Annotated in this window: 16 protein-coding genes; 15 read left to right on the top strand and 1 reads right to left on the bottom strand. The window is 33.7% G+C overall.

The genetic code is table 11. From position 1 onward, the window contains the following. Positions 1 to 150 precede the first annotated feature (150 nt). The 12 genes from AC2TFD_RS28905 (at position 151) to wecB (ending at position 14719) form a co-directional block, all read left to right on the top strand. The gene (locus tag AC2TFD_RS28905; RefSeq protein WP_484674581.1) at positions 151 to 561 is read left to right on the top strand and encodes a hypothetical protein; all 411 of its coding nucleotides are present in this window, start codon (positions 151 to 153) and stop codon (positions 559 to 561) included. A gap of 56 nt (positions 562 to 617) precedes the next feature. Then, the gene (locus AC2TFD_RS28900; RefSeq protein WP_484674580.1) at positions 618 to 1337 is read left to right on the top strand and encodes a glycosyltransferase family 4 protein; all 720 of its coding nucleotides are present in this window, start codon (positions 618 to 620) and stop codon (positions 1335 to 1337) included. 27 nt (positions 1338 to 1364) lie between these two features. Further along, a complete protein-coding gene (locus AC2TFD_RS28895; protein WP_484674579.1) occupies positions 1365 to 2651 on the top strand; it encodes a glycosyltransferase in 1287 nt (428 codons plus the stop codon). Positions 2652 to 2683: 32 nt separating this feature from the next. Beyond that, positions 2684 to 4993: an FkbM family methyltransferase gene (locus AC2TFD_RS28890; protein ID WP_484674578.1), complete on the top strand. Its 2310-nt coding sequence runs from the start codon at positions 2684 to 2686 to the stop codon at positions 4991 to 4993. Next, positions 4994 to 7111 carry a CgeB family protein gene (locus tag AC2TFD_RS28885; protein ID WP_484674577.1) on the top strand — a complete coding sequence of 706 codons (2118 nt, stop codon included), beginning with the start codon at positions 4994 to 4996 and terminating at the stop codon, positions 7109 to 7111. 9 nt (positions 7112 to 7120) lie between these two features. Beyond that, complete coding sequence (locus AC2TFD_RS28880; protein ID WP_484674576.1) at positions 7121 to 8092, top strand: glycosyltransferase; 972 nt, start codon at positions 7121 to 7123, stop codon at positions 8090 to 8092. Positions 8093 to 8110: 18 nt separating this feature from the next. Continuing rightward, positions 8111 to 8839, top strand: coding sequence for a Two component regulator three Y domain-containing protein (locus AC2TFD_RS28875; RefSeq protein WP_484674575.1), 729 nt, complete (start codon positions 8111 to 8113; stop codon positions 8837 to 8839). Between the two features lie 174 nt (positions 8840 to 9013). Further along, positions 9014 to 10291 carry a nucleotide sugar dehydrogenase gene (locus AC2TFD_RS28870; RefSeq protein WP_484674574.1) on the top strand — a complete coding sequence of 426 codons (1278 nt, stop codon included), beginning with the start codon at positions 9014 to 9016 and terminating at the stop codon, positions 10289 to 10291. Next, entirely contained in the window at positions 10288 to 11091 is an 804-nt protein-coding gene (locus AC2TFD_RS28865; protein ID WP_484674573.1) for an ABC transporter permease, read from the top strand. Before AC2TFD_RS28870 ends, AC2TFD_RS28865 begins: the two co-directional genes overlap by 4 nt. A gap of 17 nt (positions 11092 to 11108) precedes the next feature. Continuing rightward, on the top strand, positions 11109 to 12785 hold the full coding sequence (locus AC2TFD_RS28860) for an ATP-binding cassette domain-containing protein (protein WP_484674572.1): 1677 nt from the start codon (positions 11109 to 11111) through the stop codon (positions 12783 to 12785). Between the two features lie 19 nt (positions 12786 to 12804). Next, positions 12805 to 13518 (top strand): DUF6270 domain-containing protein, encoded by a 714-nt coding sequence (locus AC2TFD_RS28855; protein ID WP_484674571.1) that lies wholly within the window; start codon positions 12805 to 12807, stop codon positions 13516 to 13518. A 52-nt stretch (positions 13519 to 13570) separates the two neighbouring features. Then, entirely contained in the window at positions 13571 to 14719 is a 1149-nt protein-coding gene (gene wecB, locus AC2TFD_RS28850) for a non-hydrolyzing UDP-N-acetylglucosamine 2-epimerase (RefSeq protein WP_484674570.1), read from the top strand. 45 nt (positions 14720 to 14764) lie between these two features. Here wecB and AC2TFD_RS28845 read toward each other — a convergent pair whose 3' ends face one another. After that, complete coding sequence (locus AC2TFD_RS28845) at positions 14765 to 15775, bottom strand: accessory Sec system protein Asp2 (protein WP_484674569.1); 1011 nt, start codon at positions 15773 to 15775, stop codon at positions 14765 to 14767. A 178-nt stretch (positions 15776 to 15953) separates the two neighbouring features. On the opposite strand from AC2TFD_RS28845, the gene AC2TFD_RS28840 reads away from it, so the two are divergent. The 3 genes from AC2TFD_RS28840 to AC2TFD_RS28830 all read left to right on the top strand — a co-directional run bounded on the left by AC2TFD_RS28840 (position 15954) and on the right by AC2TFD_RS28830 (position 24197). After that, positions 15954 to 17456 carry a right-handed parallel beta-helix repeat-containing protein gene (locus AC2TFD_RS28840; RefSeq protein ID WP_484674568.1) on the top strand — a complete coding sequence of 501 codons (1503 nt, stop codon included), beginning with the start codon at positions 15954 to 15956 and terminating at the stop codon, positions 17454 to 17456. Positions 17457 to 17648: 192 nt separating this feature from the next. After that, the gene (locus AC2TFD_RS28835) at positions 17649 to 17927 is read left to right on the top strand and encodes a hypothetical protein (RefSeq protein ID WP_484674567.1); all 279 of its coding nucleotides are present in this window, start codon (positions 17649 to 17651) and stop codon (positions 17925 to 17927) included. A 381-nt stretch (positions 17928 to 18308) separates the two neighbouring features. Next, entirely contained in the window at positions 18309 to 24197 is a 5889-nt protein-coding gene (locus AC2TFD_RS28830) for an Ig-like domain-containing protein (protein ID WP_484674566.1), read from the top strand. The last annotated feature ends 89 nt before the right edge of the window (positions 24198 to 24286 follow it).

The raw sequence follows: 24286 nt of genomic DNA, 5'->3' as shown, positions 1-24286 counted from the left end.
GATAATCTTTAACTTTTGTAAAAACTAGTGAAGGTTCGATTGAAATTTTTATTCCGCTGCTAATATCAGTAAGGAAATAGATTTACAGTTACTTACAAATAGAATGAAATATTGACAAACTATTATTAATTTAAAAGGTGGTACCCTTTAGTGAAAAGAGTTTTAATCATATCCCAGCATTTTTACCCGGAATTAGGGAGCCACTCTAATCGAATAAAAAACATTTATGTGCAATTAAAGAAGGAAAATTACGATGTAACGATTTTTACATCTGAACCTTCGTACCCGAATAAGAAAATCTACGAAAGTGGAGAATTCTGGGACGAAGAGTTGTTGAATTGTGAAAAAAGTAACATTATTAGAATTGGAATTTCGAGTAGAAGATATTCAAACAGTATTTTAAATCGATTATTTTATTATCTAGAAATTGCATTGAAATTTCTATTTCTAATCATTAAGGATAAGAAACGATATGATTATATCTTTGTTACTTCTCGCCGATATTTACGGGGTTTGTTGGACTTATTGCAAAATATAGGTACAAGAGTAATTTTATCTTAGATATTAGGGATTTATGGCCAGAATCGCTTAAGGGTGTTGGGGTGTTTAACTATCCTGTGATTTTAAAAATTCTCGGAATTTTGGAAATAATTCTTTACAGAAAATCAGACAAAATTGTTATTAACAGCTTAGGCTTTCGAGAGTACATTCAAACAAAGACGAAAATTGAAGAGTCAAAGATTGTATTTATTCCAAACGGTGCAATAAAAGATGAATTAGCTTCTATTTATAAAAAAGAAAACGAAATAAAGAAAATTATCTATGCAGGAAATCTTGGACTTGCTCAAAACACTGACTTGATCAATAAACTCGTACCCCTATTAGATGAACAGGGTATTCAGTTAACAATTATAGGCTATGGAATTAATAAAAAGAAGCTGGTTAACTCGATTAAAAAATACAAAAATGTAACTATCATGAATCCACTAACGAGAAAACAATGCTTTAAGATCATTGCAGAACATGATATAGGCTTGGTTACGTTGAAGGATGAAGAAGTTTTTAAGACAGTCCTGCCGGGAAAAATTATTGATTATATGACTTGCGCCGTCCCCATCGTGGGTGTTATTGATGGATACGCGAAGGAAATAGTCGAAAAAGAACGGGTTGGAATAGCAAGCAATAGTACAGATCCACAAGAAATCTTGTCACATATTATGACGTTATTAAATGATGATGAGTTACGAAAAGATATGGCTCAAAGAGAACAACAAGTAATTCTTAAGAACTTTAATTGGGATACCAATATTAAGAAGCTGGTTAAGTTTATGAAATAGAGCCCTATGAAGAAAGGGAAAAGAATCATGTCAAAAAAAGTTGGAGTGTTTGTTTGGAATCATTTTACAAATGACGCAAGGGTGTTGCGAGAGTGTACGGCCTTGTCCGAGGCTGGGTATGAGGTGGATCTAATTTGTATTCATGATCCAAAAGACGTCAACCTTCCAAGGTTTGAGCAAAGGAATGACCATTTTAAAGTATATCGACTAAGAAGATATCCTGTGTTACTCGAACTAATACAAAAGTTTTACCGTTTCTCCTTACAGAATAAATTGTTTGGGGCTTTTTGTCTGATTATCTGGGCAATCCTTACCTTTTTAGCGCCGGTCACTGTTATCCCGCTCACTATCATGGTAATGTTACTAATTAAAACAAAGGTTAGAGTGTTATGGATAAGATGCAGCTTGATTTTCAGGATGATCTTGAAGGGGTATCGAGGGCATTATGATATTTACCACTCAAATGATTTAAATACACTTCCGCAAGGCTATATCAGTGCAAAGTGGCGCTTGGAGCCGAGAAAACTAATCTACGATTCCCATGAAGTTCAAACAAGCCGGACAGGCTATAACAGTCCTATCCATGGCAAATTGGAAGCTTTTCTGATAACAAAAATTGATAAAATGATCGTTGAAAATAACACAAGAGCAAAATATAACGAGAATTTATATGGTTTTTATCCGCATGTTGTTCATAACTACCCATTCAAACAGCTTAGTCAAAGTGATGAAAAAGTTGATTTACATGAAATCCTAAACATTCCTAGAAATGAGAAAATCCTTTTATATCAAGGCGGAATCCAAACAGGTAGAGGTTTGGATAAGCTAATCAAAGCTGCCCCAATGTTTAATGAGGGAGTATTGGTCCTTGTTGGTGATGGGAAAATAAAAAAAGAACTTCAAAATATGGTTAAGGAAATGGAGCTGGAGGACAAAGTAAAGTTCCATCCAAAAGTTCCGGTTTCAGATCTCCCAAAATATACGAGAAATGGTTACATAGGATTCCAAGTTCTTAATAATGTGTGCTTTAATCACTACTCAGCTTCTTCTAACAAATTGTTTGAGTATATGATGGCTGGTGTACCTGTTGTAGCCTGCAGTTTTCCAGAGATTGTAAGAGTTGTAGATGGTGATGGTACGGGTGTAACGGTTGATTCTCATGAGCCATTATCGATTGCAAATGGAGTTAACTGGTTACTCGATAACCCAGAAAAGCATAGTGAAATGAGAATAAACTCAATTAAAGCAAGTAATAAATACAATTGGGAAATAGAAAAAGTCCATTTTTTACAAGTTTATGAACAAGCAAATTAACTTATGATGTTTTTCAGATGAGGTGAAATGTAGTGGTAGGTCATGAAGCTATTAATTTAAGGGATGGGGCTAAAATAAACGTTTTTAACGACTATATTGGCTCAATTATAAAAAATACCAAAGGGTACTATGAGGAAGAAATATTATTAAATTTTATTGATTATATTCCTCATAATGGCGTTATTTATGATATTGGAGCTAATATTGGTAATCATACTTTGTTCTTTTCAAAGTATTTGAAGCCTAATAAGATTATTTCTTTCGAACCATCAAAGAAAATATTTGATGTGTTAAATGAGAACATTCGAATTAATAAGCTAGATAATGTGCAGATTTTTAACTATGCAGTTGGGGATACAGATCAAAAGGGTCTTTCATACTTTAATTCAGCAAATACTGGAGCTTCCAAAGTTGAAGTAAATAATGATGGAGATATTAAAATTATTAGTGTTGATAACTTGGAGTTAGAAAACCCAGACTTTATAAAGATGGATGTCGAAGGCTTTGAATTACATGCGCTTAAAGGGATGGAAAAAATTCTATCTAAAAATGGACCAACCATATGGGTGGAAATTCAATCTGGAAATTTCTACGATGTTGATTTGTATCTATCCAATATGGGTTATGTACAAATTGACCGTTGGTTAGACAATTACATATATACTAAACCAAGCACTGAAGCTTCATTCTTACACATACTTACTCAAATAAAAAATAAACCACTTCAACGGTTTAATAATAAAATAACTGAAATTAATTTGAAGTATAGAAACATAACAGAGGAATACAAAAATCTTCAAATGCAGTTGAAAGCAGCTGAGGCTGAAAAATCAGTTGAAATAAATAAAAACCAACTTTTACAAACTGAAATAGCTACCCTCAAAGAGACGATTCCATATCTAAAAGAGCAAGTTGAGTTATTTAAATTAACGGAGATTGCCGCACGTGAACATATTAATCGAAACTCGGAAAAGGAACACAGTAATTTAGAAATAAAAATGGCTGAGTTAAAGTCAGAGAGGACATTGTTACAAAATTCACTAGAAGAATTAAAACGAAAATTAACAAAGAGTGAAGATTATTTACAGCAATACTATCAGACACTAACTAACATAGAAGTTTTAAAAACCGAAAAGGACATTATTCTTCAAGAGAATTACACATTGAAAGAGAAAATTAAATCCATTGAAAAACTAGAAAAAGAAGCAAAAGAGTCACAAAACCAACTTAATAACGATAAAAGTGTGATAAAAGAACAAGGAGCAAAAATTAAACGTTTAGAAGAAATTATATCAGGCTTTGAAAATACAGTTATTGAAAAAGAGGCTATTACTCAGCAAAAGGACAAATTAATTGTAGAGCTCCAAAACAAACTCGATAGAGTGGTTGAAGAAGATAAAACAACTATTACTCAGCTAGAAGAGGAAATAAGCGAGCTGAAGGTTTTACTATTAAAAAAAGAAACAAAAGTGGAAGAGATTAACGAGCATAAGAACCATGTTATTAAAGCGTTGCGGAAAAAACTTTCGGAAAAAACAAGAGATGCTGAAGCTCGAGCTTTAACAATTACGCAGCTGGAAGATAGTAATAATGAGTTAATGGGTTCTGTATTTGAAAAAGAATCCAAAATTGAACAATTAAAAGAAAGCTTGTTAAAAGAGAGCAATCTTACTGAAGAACAAACTTCGAGTATTACTCTTTTAAATGAAAGAATAAAAGAGTTGGAGAAATTAATTTGTGCAAAAGATGAGCTTAACAAAGAAGGTCTTCAAAATCAAGAATCTTTAAGTAGTAGAGTTAAAAATCTGTTAAATGAACTTAATGAGAAAGAAAGTCAACTTACGAAGATAGAAAATGACCTTAAAGAAGCTTTGCTTGAAAATGAGCAAAGGATTCAGAAATTAGAAATCTTAGAGTGCTCTTATCAGGAACTGAAGCAACAAATGACAAATGCTGAGGAACAATTAAACAAAAAAATAAGTGAAAATCAAAAGTATCAAGCAGATATACAACAAAACCTTAAAACAATTAACCAGTTGAAACGCGAAAAAGAGCACTTCATTTCTGAAACAGTTGATTTGAAATCAGAGCTGGAAAATGAAATTATTGAAAAAATCAGATTAGTTGATAATGAAGAACTATTCGCTATGAAGATTGAAAACCAGCTGGTTGTGTATAAACAAATTGAGAGAGAAAAGATTGCTTTAACTAATAAAATAACTAGATTAGAGAAACAATTAGCAAATGTTAATAAAAAATATAATGCGTTGAGTAACTCGAAACTAGGGAAATTAACTTCTCAATATTGGACAATACGAAAACAAATGAGTAGAGGTAAGTAAATGGAATCTTTAATGTTAAATAAAATAAAAAGTTTAGGTCAAGAAAAGCTTAAATACAAAAAACGGTTAAAAGCAGTAAATCCAAACTTTGAATTATCAAATATTGACGAAATTTTAAAGATTGTGTTGTCTGAGGGAAAATTTAGCCGTAAAGAAAAAATTAATATTAACAATAAAGATAATGGCATAGAAATTTCATCTACCTTAAAAAACTCAGAACACGATTATTTATATTTCACTAATATAAATGAATTAAACACGATTAAAGAATTTTTTTATAAGAAGAGTGAGCAGCGGTTAGATTTAACGCTCTCAGGCTTTAGTGATACCACCATTAACATTGAATTTTATATTATTTTCATTATGAAAAATGGTGAGCGTACTAATATCAAAGTTATCCCTGGTAATAATAAAGTATTTATGGTCCCTAATAAGGAAAATATAGACTCAATCAAAATTGCAATAAGAATAAAGGGACATGGATATACGTATTTGCATAATCCATTCCTTTATAGTCAAAACCAAACTGCATTAGCATATAATCGCAAAAAAAATAGAGCTCCCAAAAAAATCAAAGATATGAATGTGATCTTTATTGGTGATGAGTTTACTACACGCAGCTTTGATCCGGAGTTTCGTTTAATCAAAGTTACTCCTGATAACTGGGAAGAGGAACTGCAAGGGATAGAACCTGATTTGTTCTTTTGTGAATCTGCATGGTTAGGTAATAATGGTGCATGGCAAAACAAAGTCGGAACGGGCGGTCCTAGAGATAACACAATCCTTTTAAATCTAGTTGCATGGTGTAAACAAAACGAAGTACCAACAGCATTCTGGAATAAAGAAGATCCTTTCCATTACAACGCATTTATAGAAACCGCTAAGCATTTTGATTATGTGTTTACAACTGATTTAAACTCAGTGACAAAGTATGAAGCTGATGGATGTAAAAATGCATACAGTTTTCCATTTTCAGCTCAACCTGCCTATCATAATCCGATTGAAAAATATAACAGGATCAATAGTGTAGTTTTCGCAGGTGCCTATTATGGCGACAAATTTCCTGAAAGAAAACAGGTTATGGACAATATGATCGAAATATCTGGTAAATACGGATTACAAATATTTGATAGGAACTTCCATAATCCAGACTCACCTAATCAGTTTCCAGAGCATTTTAAGAACTATATCGTAGGAACTTTAAAGGGTGACGAAATCGAGAAAGCATATAAAGGTTATAAATTGTCCTTGAATGTCAATAGTATTGTCGACTCTCCAACAATGTTTTCTAGAAGGGTATTTGAAATTATTGCATCAAACACACCTGTGGTTAGCTCTGAATCGTTAGGAATTAATAATCTATTTGGAGATTTAGTTGTTGCAACGAACAACTTTGAAGAATTACAAGAAGGAATTAAAAAGTATTTTGAAGACGAGTATTTTTATAAAACAAATAGGTTATTGGGTCTAAGGAAAGTTTTAGAAGAACATACCTACACACATAGAGTTAAGATGATGCTTGAAAAAATGGACATGGATTATATCGAAGAAGATGAATCTGTTACAGTAGTGGGTGTTGTAACATCACAAAGTGATTATGATAGCCTCGTGGAACAGTACAATAGACAAGCTTGGAAAAAGAAGAAGCTAGTGATCCTTTTAAGCATTTTCGAAGGATATTTAGATATATTTAATGCTAACAATAATCATGAAGTAAAAACGTATTTAATTGATTATATACATAACTATAATTCTTTAAATGAAATCATTGATACTGATTACTTTGCTGTTTTTGATAAAAGAAATTATTACGGTGATTTTTATTTAACCGATATGATGCTTGCGACACTTTATGTACCAGATTCAATTATTGTTAAAGGTGCTGGAGATGAGTATACCTTTACTACATCAGGACATATAAGTAAGTCGCTAGTAAGGAAAAAATCAACTGGTATTTTAAATCCCACAGGATTGGTAACTCTTATTGAAAATAGAGCTGCACTTGATGATTGGTTTAAATTCGGGGCAAGGTTCTTTAATATAGATGAATTTAATTTTATAAGCAATTATAAAGGTAAGAAAAACATTAAAAAGAAAATAAAGCAACTAACAGTTTAGGGTGACGATATGAAAAAAATTGCATTTATCGGACATGACTTGAAATTTATTAATCATATCATTGACTTTTTGAACAAAGAGCATGGCTATGAGGTCCGAACGGATGAATGGACTGGGCATGAAGCACCACCTGATGAAAATAAAAGTCTGGAATTAATTGAATGGGCTGATATTTTATTTTGTGAGTGGGGTTTAGGGAACGTAGTATGGTATCAAGAGCGTAAAAAGGAACAACAAAAATTATTTGTACGTCTTCATAGATTCGAAATGAATACAAAATATCCGAAGTTATTCGACTATGAAAAGATAGACAAATTAATTGCGATTTCTCCATATATTTTTGAGGAATTCCATCGTATAGCAAAAGTACCAAGGGAAAATATGAATGTTATCTTTAATGCGGTAGATACGGATAGGTTTAATAAACCTAAAAATCATGATGTGAAATTTAACCTTGGTATCATAGGGATTGTTCCTAAATTAAAACGGTTGGATCGAGCATTGGAATTATTTGAGGCTCTGTATAAAAAAGACAATAGGTATAAATTGTTTGTGAAAGGCAAACATCCGAAAGAGTACGGATGGGTTTGGAATAATGAAGTTGAAAGAGCGCATTACGACGCTATCTTTCATAAAATAGAGAACTCTTCATATAAAAAGAATATCATTTTTGAAGGCTGGGGAGATGTTTCTGATTGGCTGAAAAATGTGGGATATGTATTATCTGTTAGTGATTTAGAGAGCTTCCACATGGCCCCAATAGAAGGAATGTCTTCAGGCGCTTACCCAGTTGTTTTAAGAAGAGAAGGCGTGAACACCATCTTTCCAAAAGAATATATTTTTGAAAGCTTAACGGAAATCGAAAGTTTCATTTCCAATAGTGACAAAAAGGAAAATCCAAGTAACTTGAAAGAGTTCGTTAAAAGTAATTATTCTTTAGAACAGGTTTGCAACCAATTAAATTTACTTTTTACTAAATAGTGGGATAAGGGGATCATTATGGCTTTCGAAGGTGAGAAGGTATTTAAAGGCGCAAAGAATATCAAGTATGTATTTAAGAAAGTAGATAGTCCAAATCTAGTAATCGTGTTTTCGGGATTTCCAGCACCAAATAACCCAGCTTTATATAATTATGTAAGAACATTAGAAACGACAAATGCTAATCGGTTATTTATCTTAGATGAGTATGGACCAGTAAATCCTGCTGGCTGCTATTATTTAGGCGAGAACATGGACTTATCTGTTGAAAGTTCAGTCATTGCATTAATAACGTATATTGCTAGACAAAATAATATAGATTTCAATAATATTATTGCTTGTGGATCAAGTAAAGGCGGGTTTGCTTCCCTTTATTATGGGTTTAAATATGGCTTGGGAAGAGTTATTTCCGGCGGAGCCCAGATTTTATTAGGAAATTACCTTCTGAAGGAAATTTCAGTAACCAAACCAGTTGCGCAATATATTGCAGGCGGTACTGATGCAGATCACTTATCATACTTAAATAGTCTATTACCAGACGTGATCTCTTCATCAAATGCTATTCCTAAACTCCATATACATGTGGGAAAAGGCGAGCCACATTATGAGAGACATATTAAACCGCTACTACATATCTTAGATGATCGTAATATAGAGTACTCATTAGATTTAGCGGATTATGATAATCATAGTTTATTGCTTCAATTCTATCCAAAGTATCTTTTAGAGACTTTAAAAGAAGTTTTATAGAGCTTTCAGTACGAAATATAGAGAAACATATAATAGAAGCAATTTGGGGATTAATTTCTAATGATAAATGCAAATGATGTGAATGATCATATTTTAAGATGTAAAGGAGTCTAGCAACATGTGTTGCGTTAGATTCTGCCATGTTCTTAAATCATATATTAGGAGGAAATTATCATGAAATTAGTAACGGTTGGATTAGGATATATCGGATTACCAACATCTATTATGTTTGCCAAGCACAATGTGGACGTTGTCGGTGTAGATGTAAGTCCAAGAGTAATAGATTCATTGAATAACGGTAAGATTCATATTGAAGAGCCAGGTTTACAAGAAGCATTAGAAGAAGTAATTGCAAAAGGTAAGTTCAGAGCTTCATTGACACCGGAAAAAGCAAATGCCTTCATTATAGCAGTTCCAACTCCAAACCATAATGATCAATATAAATCTTGTGATTTAAGCTTTGTAGTAAGTGCGGTTAAATCTGTTCTTCATTATGTTGAAAAAGGAAATGTTATCATCGTAGAATCTACCATTGGACCACGCAGCATGGATGACGTTGTAAAGCCATTAGTAGAAGAAGCTGGATTCGTAGTGGGACAAGACATTTTCTTAGTACACTGCCCAGAGCGTGTATTACCAGGACAAATTATGCACGAACTGGTCTACAATAACCGTATTGTCGGTGGAATTACACCTGCATGTACAGAAGCGGGAGCAATGGTTTACGGTACGTTTGTTAAAGGCGAACTCATCAGAACAAACGCAAAAACAGCTGAAATGTCTAAGTTAATGGAAAACACATTCAGAGATGTGAACATTGCCTTAGCGAACGAGCTTTCAAAAGTGTGTAACGAGTTAGAAATCAATACTTTAGATGTTATCAGCATGGCGAACAAGCACCCACGTGTGAACCTGCATACTCCTGGACCAGGTGTAGGCGGACACTGTCTGGCTGTTGACCCATACTTTATCGTAGCAAAAGCTCCGGAAACGGCTCAGTTAATTAACCTTGGACGTTCGATTAATACTTCTATGCCTGCTTATGTAGTAGAAAACGTGAATAAGTTAATGAAAAATGTTGACGGTAAAGTGGTAACAGTATTTGGTTTAACATACAAAGGAAACGTCGACGATATTCGTGAAAGCCCAGCGATGGAAATTTACGAAATGCTTAAAGAAGAAAACCAATTTGAAGTAAGAGCATTTGACCCACATGTTCAATTAGACTGGGTTATCAGCGACATGGAGAAAGCAGTAAATGGCTCTGATTTAATCCTAGTATTGTCCGATCATGACGAGTTCAAAGTGATTGAAGGAACGGAATTAGAGCAAATGAACAATAAGAGAATTTTCGATACTAAAAATGTGGTTAGAACAGTTTCAGGTGATGTTGAATACATGAACTATGGAAATTTATATGAATTCCTTATGAAGGAAGCCGCGCTTGTATGAACTTTGTTTGGCAAATCTTGAAAGAGCAACTTCTTCATAAAAACCTTATTTTTAGATTAGGTTTATATGAAGAAAAAAGTAAATACAAAATGCATTATTTAGGTGCATTCTGGCAAATTTTTAATCCAATGATTCAAATAGGAATTTATTGGTTTATATTTGGATTGGGAATTCGAGGAGGATCTCCTGTAGGAGAAACTCCATTTTTTCTTTGGCTTTTAGCGGGCATTATACCATGGTTATTTATAAGTCCTACTGTAACCCAAGGTTCTAACAGTGTGTATTCGAAAATCAATGTTGTTTCCAAAATGAAATTCCCTATAAGTGTGCTGCCCTCGATAAAGATAGTAGGGAACTCCATTTCCTTTATCATTATGTTGGTCATTACCATGTGTATTTTGGTGAGTAATGGAGTATTTTCAGGTATCTTTTTATTGCAATTACCTTATTATATTTTTAGCATGTACATACTACTTTACAGTTTATCACTATTATTGGCCACTCTGTCCACTGTGATAAGAGATATCCAACCGATGGTCCAATCTATTATGCGAGTAATGATGTACCTATTACCTATTTTATGGAATGTAAATAGTTTTCCTCCTGTAATTGTAAGATTGCTTCAACTTAATCCTTTTTTCTATATTATTGAAGGATTTAGGAACTCATTATTAGGTGGAGAATGGTTTTTTAATGATATAGCTTATACTATGTATTTTTGGTTTATTACTTTATTAATTTTATTTGTTGGAGCGAGTGTTCATATGAAATTCCGTCATAAGCTTGTTGACTATATATAATTGGAGGCTTTAAAAAAATGAGGCCGAAAATCATCTTTTCAAATGTTTCAAAAAGCTTTAGTTTATATAAAAATCAATCAGATAAATTATTGGAAATTATTTCTATTAAAAATAATAAAGAAAGTTTTTATGCCCTTAAAAATCTTTCATTTGAAATATTCGAAGGTGAATCAATAGGGATCCTTGGCCTTAATGGCTCAGGTAAATCTACACTTTCAAACTTATTAGCACAAATCATCCCGCCAACAATAGGTTCAATAGAGATAAATGGTGAAACTTCTCTAATTGCAATTTCCGTTGGTCTAAATAACCAATTAACAGGTTTAGAGAATATTGAACTTAAATGTTTAATGCACGGTTTAAAAAAAGAAGAAGTGCAACAATTCCAAAAAAATATTATTGATTTTGCCGATATTGGTAAATTTATTAACCAACCCGTAAAAAATTATTCTAGTGGTATGAGATCCCGATTGGGGTTTGCTATTTCTATCCATACCAATCCTGATATACTAATTGTAGATGAAGCACTTTCTGTTGGTGACCAAACATTTTATAAGAAGTGTCTTAATAAAATGAATGACTTTAAAAGTCAGGGTAAAACAATTATCTTCATCAGTCACTCTACCTCTCAAATAAAAGAATTCTGTGATCGAGTAATGTGGATTCATTTTGGTAGTCTCGAGAAATTTGGAGAAGCGGAAACAGTGGTTGAGGAGTATACCGAATTTATTAGGTGGTATAATTCTTTAACTGAGGATGAAAAGAAAAATTACCGAGCGAAAATGCTGAATAGCCAATATCAAGACCAAAAATGGAAAAATGAGCTTAATTCCATAGGAAGACTGCAGAATCGTATGCGAAAACAGTCTGAGAAAAAGAAAGGCAGCTTTCTGTTTTCATTCCAATTCATTGTATTATTTCTAGCTGTATTATTTAGCGCATCCTTAATGTTTGGCGCCAACCCTGTACAAGGAATTGGGACATACCTCATGGAGAATCTTTCAAAGGACGATATTCCTTCTGCAACGAAAGAACCAGACATGATTGAAACACAAGAAGTAACACAACAACAAGAAGAAAGTTTAGTAAAGGATATAAACATTTCTGGTATGGTTATTGATGGGAAAATAAATCTGTATAATGAGGTACAGAAAAAATCTTCTAAAGGGGAAATTCCATTTTCTTCAGAAGTTTATGTGTTAGAACAGGTTGGAAAAGAAACCTATAAGGTTAAAACGGATGAAAATATAATTGGCTTCGTAAATGCTAAAAGTGTTAAGTTATTGAATAAAGATAAAGAAATAGAAGCACCGCTGGGGGAATTTAAGGACTTTCTCCCTTTATTTCCTCAAAGGTTTGCTGCTGCCAATGAATATTTCCGCACATTTCTTAATGCAGAATATGGTGAATTGAAATCTAGCCTTAATGGGCTAACAAATGAAGAGTACTTAGAAAACGGAAATAAATTGCTTTCTTATGATATTTACAACGCGCATTTTACAGTAAATCAGGAAAATATCGCGGAATCTATTATTATTAGCAATATTAATGAAGATAGTGATACATGGAATCGTCTTTCAGATTCGGCAATTATCCACTCAGATGATAATTTACATTATTATTTTCTAACAGAAAATTACAAAGTGATAGTAGATATGGAAGATAGAAAAGCGATAATCTCATTAAAAAATTAATAGGAAGGAGATTTAAACGATGAAAGTGGATATACTTGGGAGTTGTGTCTCTAGAGACGGATTTGCATTTGTTGAAAATAAATTAAGAGTGAATAATTACTTTGCTAGATCGTCCATCATTAGCATGTATTCAACCCCAATTTCTGTCGAGCTAGATAAAATTGGTCTAGACTCTGGTTTCCAGGCTAGAATGGTTTTTAATGATGTAACCAAAGTGTTTCCAAACTATATTAAAAATGCTGATTCTGATTTATTAGTAATCGACTTTATAGATGAGAGATTATCCATTATTAAAACAAATGAAACCTATATTACCCAGTCATACGAGTTTGTAAGGTCAGACTTGGAATTCTCGGATTCTATAATAATTAGAAGGGAAAATATCCCCAATAAATTGTGGTTTGAAAAGGGAAAACGATTAGTTGAAGATATAAAACACTACGGTGCTAAAAAAATTGTCTTGCATAAAGCGTTTCTAAAGGAACAATACAAAACAAAAGAAGGTACGATTGAACCCTTTAAAAACTTAGATGAGATTAGGTTCCAAAATAACTTTCTTGCTAGTTACTATAATTTTATTGAAGAGAATTTAGATAACATCAACGTCATTGATATCTCTGAAAAATACTTAGCTGATGAGAATCATAAATGGGGATTAGCTCCATTTCACTTTGAGACAGCTTATTATGTTGATTTTATGGATAAACTTGAATCTATCGCTCTGAATCAATAAGCTTTCATGTATTTTCAATAAAATCTACGTCTAAATTTTTAAGGAGCTTAAAATGGACAAAAAAATAAAAGTTATGACTGTATTTGGGACGAGACCAGAAGCCATTAAAATGGCTCCTCTCGTAAAAGAGCTAGAAAAAAATCAAGAGACAATCCAATCGATTGTTACAGTAACAGCACAGCACCGGCAAATGCTCGACCAGGTTTTATCTATTTTTGAGATTACGCCTGACTATGATTTAAATATCATGAAAGATCGTCAAACATTAATCGATGTTACGGTCCGGGCCTTAGAAGGATTAAATCAGGTTTTGCAAGAAGCTAAGCCAGATATTGTTCTCGTTCATGGAGATACGGCAACCACTTTCGTGGCAAGCTTAGCTGCTTTCTATAATTCGATTCCAATTGGACATGTAGAGGCTGGTTTACGTACATGGAACAAGTTCTCACCATATCCTGAAGAAATGAATCGACAATTAACTGGTGTGATGGCTGATTTACATTTTGCACCAACCAGTATGTCAAAACAGAATTTGTTACGGGAAAATAAACAGGAACAATTTATCTTTGTTACTGGAAATACGGCGATAGATGCCTTGAAAACAACGGTAAAGCCAACCTATTCGCATCCTGTTTTAGATAAGCTGGGGAACGACCGTTTGATATTAATGACTGCACATAGAAGAGAAAATTTAGGCGAACCAATGGAGAACATGTTTCGAGCAATAAGAAGACTTGTGGAAAAGCACGATGATGTTCAGGTGGTTTATCCAGTACATATGAATCCGGTAGTGAGACAGATTGCGGACCAAATACTTGGTGATAATGATCGTATTCAACTTATTGAACCATTAGATGTTATTGATTTTCATAATTTTGCTTCTAAGGCATACTTGATTCTTACCGATTCTGGTGGTGTACAAGAGGAAGCACCTTCATTAGGTGTCCCTGTATTAGTCTTAAGAGATACGACTGAGCGTCCAGAGGGAGTTAAGGCAGGTACATTAAAGTTAGCGGGCACAGAGGAAGAAGTAATCTTTAATTTGGCGGATGAACTTTTGAGCAATAAGGAAGCTCACAATCAAATGGCTAAGTCCTCAAATCCATACGGTGATGGAAATGCGTCTAAGAGGATTGTGGAAGCAATCTTATATTATAAAAATAAAGTTGAAACTAGACCAGTAGATTTAGGTGAGGTTTAAAAGGAAAAGTCTGTTTGGAAACCAAACAGACTTTTCTATTATTGCTTATACTTGGCTGGAGTTTAATTGAACACTGTATGAGCGGGATTTCATGGTTGCGGTATTTCCATCACTATCTTTTGCAAAAACGACAAAATGATAATTTCCAGTTTCAACTGCTGTGTACTCAAAACTAGTATCTTGTGAATACCACTTTATTTCAATTCTGTTGTTATCCTTAAAAACATACCAAGCAAGTTCAGCTGTTTTGTTGCATTCTGTACGAACAATAAAATCGTTTTGATTTTGTTCTACTTCAAGATTTTTAATTAATAGTGTATCTTTTAGGCTAGATACCTTATCAATTAATTTATCAATAAGTAACTTTTGATAAAAGCGTACATCACCATGATCATTAAAATCTTCCGTATCCAATTCACATGTAAAATTATGCTCTTTAAGGTATTCAATAAATGGGAGGACATGGCCTGTATAATGATGATCACCAGTGCCAACATGGATACAAATATCAGGTATCTTCTTTGCATGATCGACTAAATCAAATAATAAATTATTAAGAAATTGAATACTTTCTTGGGATTTATCTCCTGCAATAAATTCCAATGTAGGATACTCTTTAACACCATCTAAATAATTTCCTAAATATGTTTGTGGTGCCGCAACAATTACATGACCATATCCATATTTAATACCATAATAAAGTGAGGCCCACCCCCCTTTACTAGATCCACAACAGATAATGTTGCTATGAGGAATATTATTTTTATTGGTGATATACCTAATTAGTTTTACTACAGAAGATTCAACATCAAATTTTCGGTTTTTTCCTAGATAATAACTACCTCTTTCACCTTGGTCATCCAGGATAAAAAGTTTGTTCACATCTAAATGCTGAAGGGTTCTTATATAATTATAAGCTGGAGGTGCCCCTTTTGGGTTGAATCCAGAGAATACGACAACAAGAGAATCACACTTTCCCTTAGAAGGTTTAAAAACGTATTTGATTTGCGTAGCTGCATTAAAAATTTTTTCACCTTCAAATGGAATTGTTTTCATTTACTTCACTCCTAATAAATTTATGACATTATATATCATAACATTATTTCTAGAACGTTCCTAATACCTTATTAGGATTGTTATTTGCACTGAAAACCTTTCTACAATAATATTTCATGTAATTGGATGGATTTTATTAAGGAGCTATAAATAGTATATTTTTAAATGAGGTGAAATTTTGCAACGAAGAAATTTTTTAGTAACTTTTGTTCTTTGGGTACTATCATTTTTTATAGGATATAAAGTCGGTAATTTAGAGGATAAGGAAAGTGCTCAACCAGCTTTGATTGATATTGATAAAGAAGGTTTTGCTAACTTAAATAAACTTATGCCGAAAAAGCTGGATATAGAAAGTGTCTTAACCGTCTATGTTTCGCCATCAGGAAATGATGACAATGATGGATTATCGAAATCTGCACCTCTTCAGACTCTCCAGAAGGCTTTCGATTTAATTAAGAATACATACTCAGTGGTAGATGGGAAAATTATTGTCGATTTAGCAGCAGGAATATATGAACAATCAGCTACTATCTCTAATGTAATGAGTAAGAAAAGAATTGAAGTCATTGGAAAAAAGGGGATAAATGGTGTCCCTACGGTCATTTTCGATGGTGGTAAAAAAGAAGAATTAGCATGTGCAATATTAATTTCTGATTATATGAATGTAATCGTCCAAGATATTAAAATACAAAACTTTGCAAACAGTGTAAATCGAAGCGGAATAATCGCTCAAAACTTTTCAAATCTTTGGACAAAAAATGTCCATGTGAAAAATTGTGGTTTTGGGGGAATCAACGCGAATTTGTTTGCTCGATTATATGTTCAGGGTGGAATAATTGATAATTGCCGTATGGGAATTAGGGTTTACTCTAATAGTATTTGCACAATTGGATACGGTAATAAAACAAAAAACTATACTGATCCTAATCGTACAATTATTAAAAATTGTACTGAATCAGGTGTAGCACTTTATAATATGTCAACGGGACATGTAGATTATACTGAATTTGATGGGAATCGTGTAGGTATCTTAATTCAAAACTCATCCCGGTTACATGTGATGAAGAATTTTATTCAAAACTCAAAGGTACTCGGAGTAGAAGTCACTACTTCTTCAACATGGTTTAATGACGAAAATAAATTTAAAAATAATAAAGAAGATTTTAAACACTTTGCATTTAGCTCAGAGGCCTATCAGAGTGGTGACTACACTCCATTACTAAAGGTACATCCAACTGTATTTATTGAAAAGGTCACTCATATAGGAGTGTTAGGCGAAGTTTATCTTAATACCATTAATGATAATCTAGTTCATAAACTCCCAGCTAATTCATTTGTTAATAAGGGGCAGAAATTAAAAGTATCTATACATGGAACCTTTTTAGGATTAGGCACCAAAACTGTCGGAATTCGCTTAGGAAAGGGACTAATTACTTCCTTTACGTCAGTAAAAGACTCAAAAATGAACTTTATTTTTGAAGCAGATATATTTGCTGTAAATGCCACAAATTTGAAAGTCATGGGGAAATGGACAGAGGGAAATCTCGCCTTTAATACCCAAAACGTTGAAGTAAAAACCCCTTCTCGTACAGAAAACCAAAATTTATTAGTCACAGGAGAACTGTCTGATGATAAAGGGTCTATTATTATTGAATCCTTTGAGGTTCGCGAGATAGCTTGATCTCTAAGTAAGATAGATAATAAAAAATACAGTCATATATGGAATTATAAGATTATAGTGGGAGACAATCATTAAAATAACACAAGAATTCTATTCGACAAAAATATTTTAGTAATGGTCTCAAATTCTAACAAAAATTTTTCTTTTTATATGAAAAAATAGAGATACTAAAACTAAAAGGGGTTGTTGAAAATGATACAAATTAAAGATCCTTTATGTTTTAAAGAGTCTCTCTCTATTTCTTTGGAGGTGCTTTCAGGTCTGGGTGAGTATGAGCTTCTGCGAGAGTTTGTTAGAACCATTCCTAGTACTGTCAGCAGGATTTCATTGGACACATCAAGAGATGTAGAAGTAAGCTTAGGTAGCTGCATTGATGAATTTAAAGAGACCAAAACCTATCATTATTTGCGAGAGGACTTCAAAAACGCTTTGTACGATATTGAAATCCAAGTGTATAAAAAGGTCTCATAATAAAATTGGGGAGTCAGTGGTTGACCCCGAAGAGTTAGACAGGTAATTTAATTAATCAGTTACTAAGGTTTGAGTACGGATTGCGCCGGACTCAAACCTTTTAATTTTTGTCTTAATTCATTTGTTAGTGTAATAATCAGCATAAATTGCTAATTCATGTTTAAATTGTTCAACACTTTTAAATACAAAGATCTGTTAACTTTACTCAACCAGTTCTTATATAGACATAGTTTTCTTGTTTATAAGTATATACATAGTAGAATAGTATGAGATGAGTTAATTAATATCCATGATATTTACCCTATACATTATTTTAATAATATTTGTAATATGGTATGTTTATTATTGAAATTTACTTTTGCATCTAATGGGGGAAATAACATGAGAAAGGTATTAAATGTATTATTAATAGCAATTCTATTAATTCCAAACTTAGTTTTTGCTAGTGATCAGGTTACAAATGGAACAGATGAATTTATATTGATCTCAGAATCTGAGATATGGACAGAAACAAAGGTAATTAATAAACCCATTATAATAGCTCCTAATGTAATTTTGACTATTGCATCTGGGGTACAAATAGATTTTAATGCAGATTTAATTATTTATGGCCAATTAAAAAATAACGGTACATTAAATTTAAATAGTAATAATATATATGCCAATTATGTAAATATGGGGGGGATAAAACTATCTGGAGATAGCGATTATAGTAATTTTGGAGTTTTTGATCCCTATGGAAGAACGACTAATGTTGGAGACCTAATGGTAGAACCTGAAAGCTTTCCATCACCACCAATTAGTTTTAATTTACCTGAAAATAATACCGTTTCTAGTAAAATCTTTTCACTTCAAGGAAAGACAGTACCAGGGTTTAGGATTATAGTTGGAGGCGTTGAAGTAATTTCCCAGATGGACGGAACATTCGAATTGCCACTATCCTTAAAGGTTGGTACGAATACATTAGAGGTAAAAGTAATTGATGTTTTTAATCAAGAGATTCAACATAATCCCCTTATAATTAGTGTAATAACAAATAATGAAGGAGATATTACCGCCCCAGTATTAAATTCGACCAGTCCGTTGAACAATACCATGAATGTATCTTTTAATGAATCTATTACCTTCACATTTAGTGAAAAAATTTCTTGGGGTGCGAATCATGAACAGATAAAGGTAGAAGATGTAAATAATTTGGCTGTTCCAATTCAAAGGAATATAACGAACAACGTTTTAAGTGTTACACCTAGTAATGTCTGGAATCATTCTATGACCCACAAGGTTTCTATACCTGCAGGTTCAATAGCCGACTTAGATGGGAATACGAATGTTGAACCATTGATTTTAACATTTACTACAAAGCAGCAAACTTCGGGAAATGACCAACCACCCTCCAAACCGATTGTAAATATACTAACAGAGACTGATACAGAAGTCACAGGGACAACAGATATCGGTACAACTGTAATTGTTCAAATTGGCGCAAATACATGGAGTAATAAAGAAAATGGAGATGGAACATTTCAAGTAGGTATTCCAGCGCAGCAAGGTGGTACAGAAATTAGAGTGAAAGCAGTCGATTCGGCTGGGAGAGAAAGTGAAGAGATTGTTCAATATGTAACTCAGGAACAAGGTTCGCCAGGTGGAACACAAATAGCAGGAAAAGTTGAAAAAAATACAAATTGGACGAAGGAAAACTCCCCATATATTTTGGTAGGCAATATTGAAGTGGTGAATGGGGCTACTCTTACATTAGAACCGGGTGTAAAGGTTCAAGGTAATGGTGAGTATGTAATTAATTTAGTAGAAGGAAAGTTGGAAAGTATTGGGCAATCTAGTAACCGCATTACGATAGTACGGACGGGAATAGGCATAAATAATGCGATGAATGATGCGATGGTTGGGGCCAATATTCAATATACAGATATTGATGGTGGGAGTATAAGCCAAGATGGAAAAGGAATCCTTTCCATTAAAGATTCAATCATAAACGGACATACCTATTTAAACTTGCACAATACCAATAATGTTCTCGAAAGGAATATCTTTAAGAAAGAAACAACGATCATCTTAAGTGGTAATAACAGTAATGTGATACGAAATAATCTCTTTTATGGCGGGTACAGTAAGAATTATCAATCTATCTTTTATAATGGCGGCAGCGGGGAGACAATTATAGAATATAACAGTTTTATAAGCGGGGATGCTTCAAGCCCGCATATTCAAATTAGAGAATCTACCCAAGGGTTACGGGCTACAAATAACTACTGGAATACAACGGATGAAGCGATAATCGAAAAGAAGATACATGACCGAAACGATGATGGTACAGGTGATGAATTAGTATATAAACCATACTTAACGGCACCTCATAAGGATACACCCGTGTTGGATGTATTTATGCTAAACCAGACGAGCCCAAGCACACAAGAATATGGGGTATCAGTAAGTACGGATATAACCTTAACGTTTAACCAAAAAATCCAGTTAAATCAAAACTCCTATGGAGTTTATGTTTATCCAGAAGGTACTGCATCACCTATTGCCTTGAATCAGAGGGTAGAAGGAAATAAATTAATCCTATCTCCACAAGAAGCATTACTGCCTAATACACGGTATTATGTAAATGTTCCAAATGATTCAGTGCAAAGCACAAGCGGACTTCCACTGGGTGATGAAGCTCCATCATTTTGGTTCCTAACCGGCACGAATAAAGGGGTACAAATCAGTGGGGAAATTGAACAAGATGTTACTTGGACGAAAGAAAACTCCCCATATATTTTGGTAGGCAATATTGAAGTGGTGAATGGGGCTACTCTTACATTAGAACCGGGTGTAAAGGTTCAAGGTAATGGTGAGTATGTAATTAATTTAGTAGAAGGAACGTTGAAAAGTATTGGGCAATCTAGTAACCGCATTACGATAGTACGGACGGGAATAGGCATAAATAATGCGATGAATGATGCGATGGTTGGGGCCAATATTCAATATACAGATATTGATGGTGGGAGTATAAGCCAAGATGGAAAAGGAATCCTTTCCATTAAAGATTCAATCATAAACGGACATACCTATTTAAACTTGCACAATACCAATAATGTTCTCGAAAGGAATATCTTTAAGAAAGAAACAACGATCATCTTAAGTGGTAATAACAGTAATGTGATACGAAATAATCTCTTTTATGGCGGGTACAGTAAGAATTATCAATCTATCTTTTATAATGGCGGCAGCGGGGAGACAATTATAGAATATAACAGTTTTATAAGCGGGGATGCTTCAAGCCCGCATATTCAAATTAGAGAATCTACCCAAGGGTTACGGGCTACAAATAACTACTGGAATACAACGGATGAAGCGATAATCGAAAAGAAGATACATGACCGAAACGATGATGGTACAGGTGATGAATTAGTATATAAACCATACTTAACGGCACCTCATAAGGATACACCCGTGTTGGATGTATTTATGCTAAACCAGACGAGCCCAAGCACACAAGAATATGGGGTATCAGTAAGTACGGATATAACCTTAACGTTTAACCAAAAAATCCAGTTAAATCAAAACTCCTATGGAGTTTATGTTTATCCAGAAGGTACTGCATCACCTATTGCCTTGAATCAGAGGGTAGAAGGAAATAAATTAATCCTATCTCCACAAGAAGCATTACTGCCTAATACACGGTATTATGTAAATGTTCCAAATGATTCAGTGCAAAGCACAAGCGGACTTCCACTGGGTGATGAAGCTCCATCATTTTGGTTCCTAACCGGCACGAATAAAGGGGTACAAATCAGTGGGGAAATTGAACAAGATGTTACTTGGACGAAAGAAAACTCCCCATATATTTTGGTAGGCAATATTGAAGTGGTGAATGGGGCTACTCTTACATTAGAACCGGGTGTAAAGGTTCAAGGTAATGGTGAGTATGTAATTAATTTAGTAGAAGGAACGTTGAAAAGTATTGGGCAATCTAGTAACCGCATTACGATAGTACGGACGGGAATAGGCATAAATAATGCGATGAATGATGCGATGGTTGGGGCCAATATTCAATATACAGATATTGATGGTGGGAGTATAAGCCAAGATGGAAAAGGAATCCTTTCCATTAAAGATTCAATCATAAACGGACATACCTATTTAAACTTGCACAATACCAATAATGTTCTCGAAAGGAATATCTTTAAGAAAGAAACAACGATCATCTTAAGTGGTAATAACAGTAATGTGATACGAAATAATCTCTTTTATGGCGGGTACAGTAAGAATTATCAATCTATCTTTTATAATGGCGGCAGCGGGGAGACAATTATAGAATATAACAGTTTTATAAGCGGGGATGCTTCAAGCCCGCATATTCAAATTAGAGAATCTACCCAAGGGTTACGGGCTACAAATAACTACTGGAATACAACGGATGAAGCGATAATCGAAAAGAAGATACATGACCGAAACGATGATGGTACAGGTGATGAATTAGTATATAAACCATACTTAACGGCACCTCATAAGGATACACCCGTGTTGGATGTATTTATGCTAAACCAGACGAGCCCAAGCACACAAGAATATGGGGTATCAGTAAGTACGGATATAACCTTAACGTTTAACCAAAAAATCCAGTTAAATCAAAACTCCTATGGAGTTTATGTTTATCCAGAAGGTACTGCATCACCTATTGCCTTGAATCAGAGGGTAGAAGGAAATAAATTAATCCTATCTCCGCAAGAAGCATTACTGCCTAATACACGGTATTATGTAAATGTTCCAAATGATTCAGTACAAAGCACAAGCGGACTTCCACTGGGTGATGAAGCTCCATCATTTTGGTTCCTAACTGGAACCAAATCGTCGGAAAATGTTACAAGTGTGTTATTAGAACAAAGTGTGGAAGAATTAATGATTGGAGATATCATTACTTTTAAATCCAGTGCAATAGGGAGTAGTAATCCTTATTATCAATTCTGGGTGAAAGAAAATGGAATTTGGCGAATGGCCCGAGATTATAGCAGTTCAAATTCGTTTATATATACTCCAACAAAAGATGGAAAGCTTTATGTAGCAGTTTATGCAAGAGATGCTAGATCAAAAGATAAATATGAAGCAGCTAAAACCAATGCTTTTACTGTCAACAAAGGGAAGATAACAGAAGTTGAGATGACCCAAAGTGTCACGTCATTACCATTAGGGGAATCTGTTACATTTATAGCGAAATCAGTTGGAAGTAATAATCCTAATTATCAATTTTGGGTAAAGGAAGATGGATCCTGGAGAATTGCTCAAGACTATAGTAGTTTAAATACCTTTACCTATAAACCAACAAATGAAGGAACCAACTATGTGATAGTATATGCAAAAGATGCAGGGTCAAATGAGAGATATGAAGCTGCAAAAACTACTAAAGTTAGTGTTATCAAAGAGAAGGTAACGGAAGTAGATTTAAGCTCAAATACTTCAACAGTACCATTAGGCAAATCTGTTACTTTCACTGCAAGTTCAAGTGGAAGTAGTAACCCCGCCTATCAATTTTGGGTAAAGGAAAATGGATCCTGGAGAATTGCTCAAGACTATAGTAGTTTAAATACCTTTACCTATAAATCAACAAATGAAGGAACCAACTATGTGATAGTATATGCAAAAGATGCAGGGTCAAATGAGAGATTTGAAGCTGCAAAAACTACTAAAGTTAGTGTTATAAGAGAGAAGGTAACAGAAGTAGATTTGAGTTCAAATACTTCAACAGTACCATTAGGTAAATCTATTACTTTCACTGCAAGTTCAAGTGGAAGTAGTAACCCCGCCTATCAATTTTGGGTAAAGGAAAATGGATCCTGGAGAATTGCTCAAGACTATAGTAGTTTAAATACCTTTACCTATAAATCAACAAATGAAGGAACCAACTATGTGATAGTCTATGCAAAAGAGGCAGCGTCAAACGAGAGGTATGAAGCAGCAAAAACTATTAAAGTTAGTGTTATCAAAGAGAAGGTAACGGAAGTAGACTTAAGCTCAAATACTTCAACAGTTCCATTAGGTAAATCTGTTACTTTCACTGCAAGTTCAAGTGGAAGTAGTCACCCCGCCTATCAATTTTGGGTAAAGGAAAATGGAACATGGCGAATGGCACAAGATTACAGTAGTTTGAATACATTTACCTATACAGCAACCAAGGAAGGAACCTATTATGTAGCAGTATATGCAAGGGATGCAGAATCAATTGATAAATATGAAGCAGCAAAAACCAATAAAGTAATTGTAAAATGAATATGGTTGATTGGAGGCTAATTTTTTTCCAGTTACTTATTTGTGGATTGACAAATTTATAAGTAGATAAAAAAACAAAAACTGATTGG

Source organism: Neobacillus sp. plas4, assembly GCF_057221695.1.
This window is presented reverse-complemented; position numbering and strand designations above follow the sequence as displayed.

What these genes read in the sequence shown, in the direction of transcription:
- AC2TFD_RS28895 (WP_484674579.1), top strand. Translation starts at nt 1,365, where the DNA reads ATGTCAAAAAAAGTTGGAGTGTTTGTTTGGAATCATTTTACAAATGAC.
- AC2TFD_RS28885 (WP_484674577.1), top strand. Translation starts at nt 4,994, where the DNA reads ATGGAATCTTTAATGTTAAATAAAATAAAAAGTTTAGGTCAAGAAAAG.
- AC2TFD_RS28880 (WP_484674576.1), top strand. Translation starts at nt 7,121, where the DNA reads ATGAAAAAAATTGCATTTATCGGACATGACTTGAAATTTATTAATCAT.
- AC2TFD_RS28875 (WP_484674575.1), top strand. Translation starts at nt 8,111, where the DNA reads ATGGCTTTCGAAGGTGAGAAGGTATTTAAAGGCGCAAAGAATATCAAG.
- AC2TFD_RS28870 (WP_484674574.1), top strand. Translation starts at nt 9,014, where the DNA reads ATGAAATTAGTAACGGTTGGATTAGGATATATCGGATTACCAACATCT.
- AC2TFD_RS28865 (WP_484674573.1), top strand. Translation starts at nt 10,288, where the DNA reads ATGAACTTTGTTTGGCAAATCTTGAAAGAGCAACTTCTTCATAAAAAC.
- AC2TFD_RS28860 (WP_484674572.1), top strand. Translation starts at nt 11,109, where the DNA reads ATGAGGCCGAAAATCATCTTTTCAAATGTTTCAAAAAGCTTTAGTTTA.
- AC2TFD_RS28855 (WP_484674571.1), top strand. Translation starts at nt 12,805, where the DNA reads ATGAAAGTGGATATACTTGGGAGTTGTGTCTCTAGAGACGGATTTGCA.
- wecB (WP_484674570.1), top strand. Translation starts at nt 13,571, where the DNA reads ATGGACAAAAAAATAAAAGTTATGACTGTATTTGGGACGAGACCAGAA.
- AC2TFD_RS28845 (WP_484674569.1), bottom strand. Translation starts at nt 15,775, where the DNA reads ATGAAAACAATTCCATTTGAAGGTGAAAAAATTTTTAATGCAGCTACG.
- AC2TFD_RS28835 (WP_484674567.1), top strand. Translation starts at nt 17,649, where the DNA reads ATGATACAAATTAAAGATCCTTTATGTTTTAAAGAGTCTCTCTCTATT.
- AC2TFD_RS28830 (WP_484674566.1), top strand. Translation starts at nt 18,309, where the DNA reads ATGAGAAAGGTATTAAATGTATTATTAATAGCAATTCTATTAATTCCA.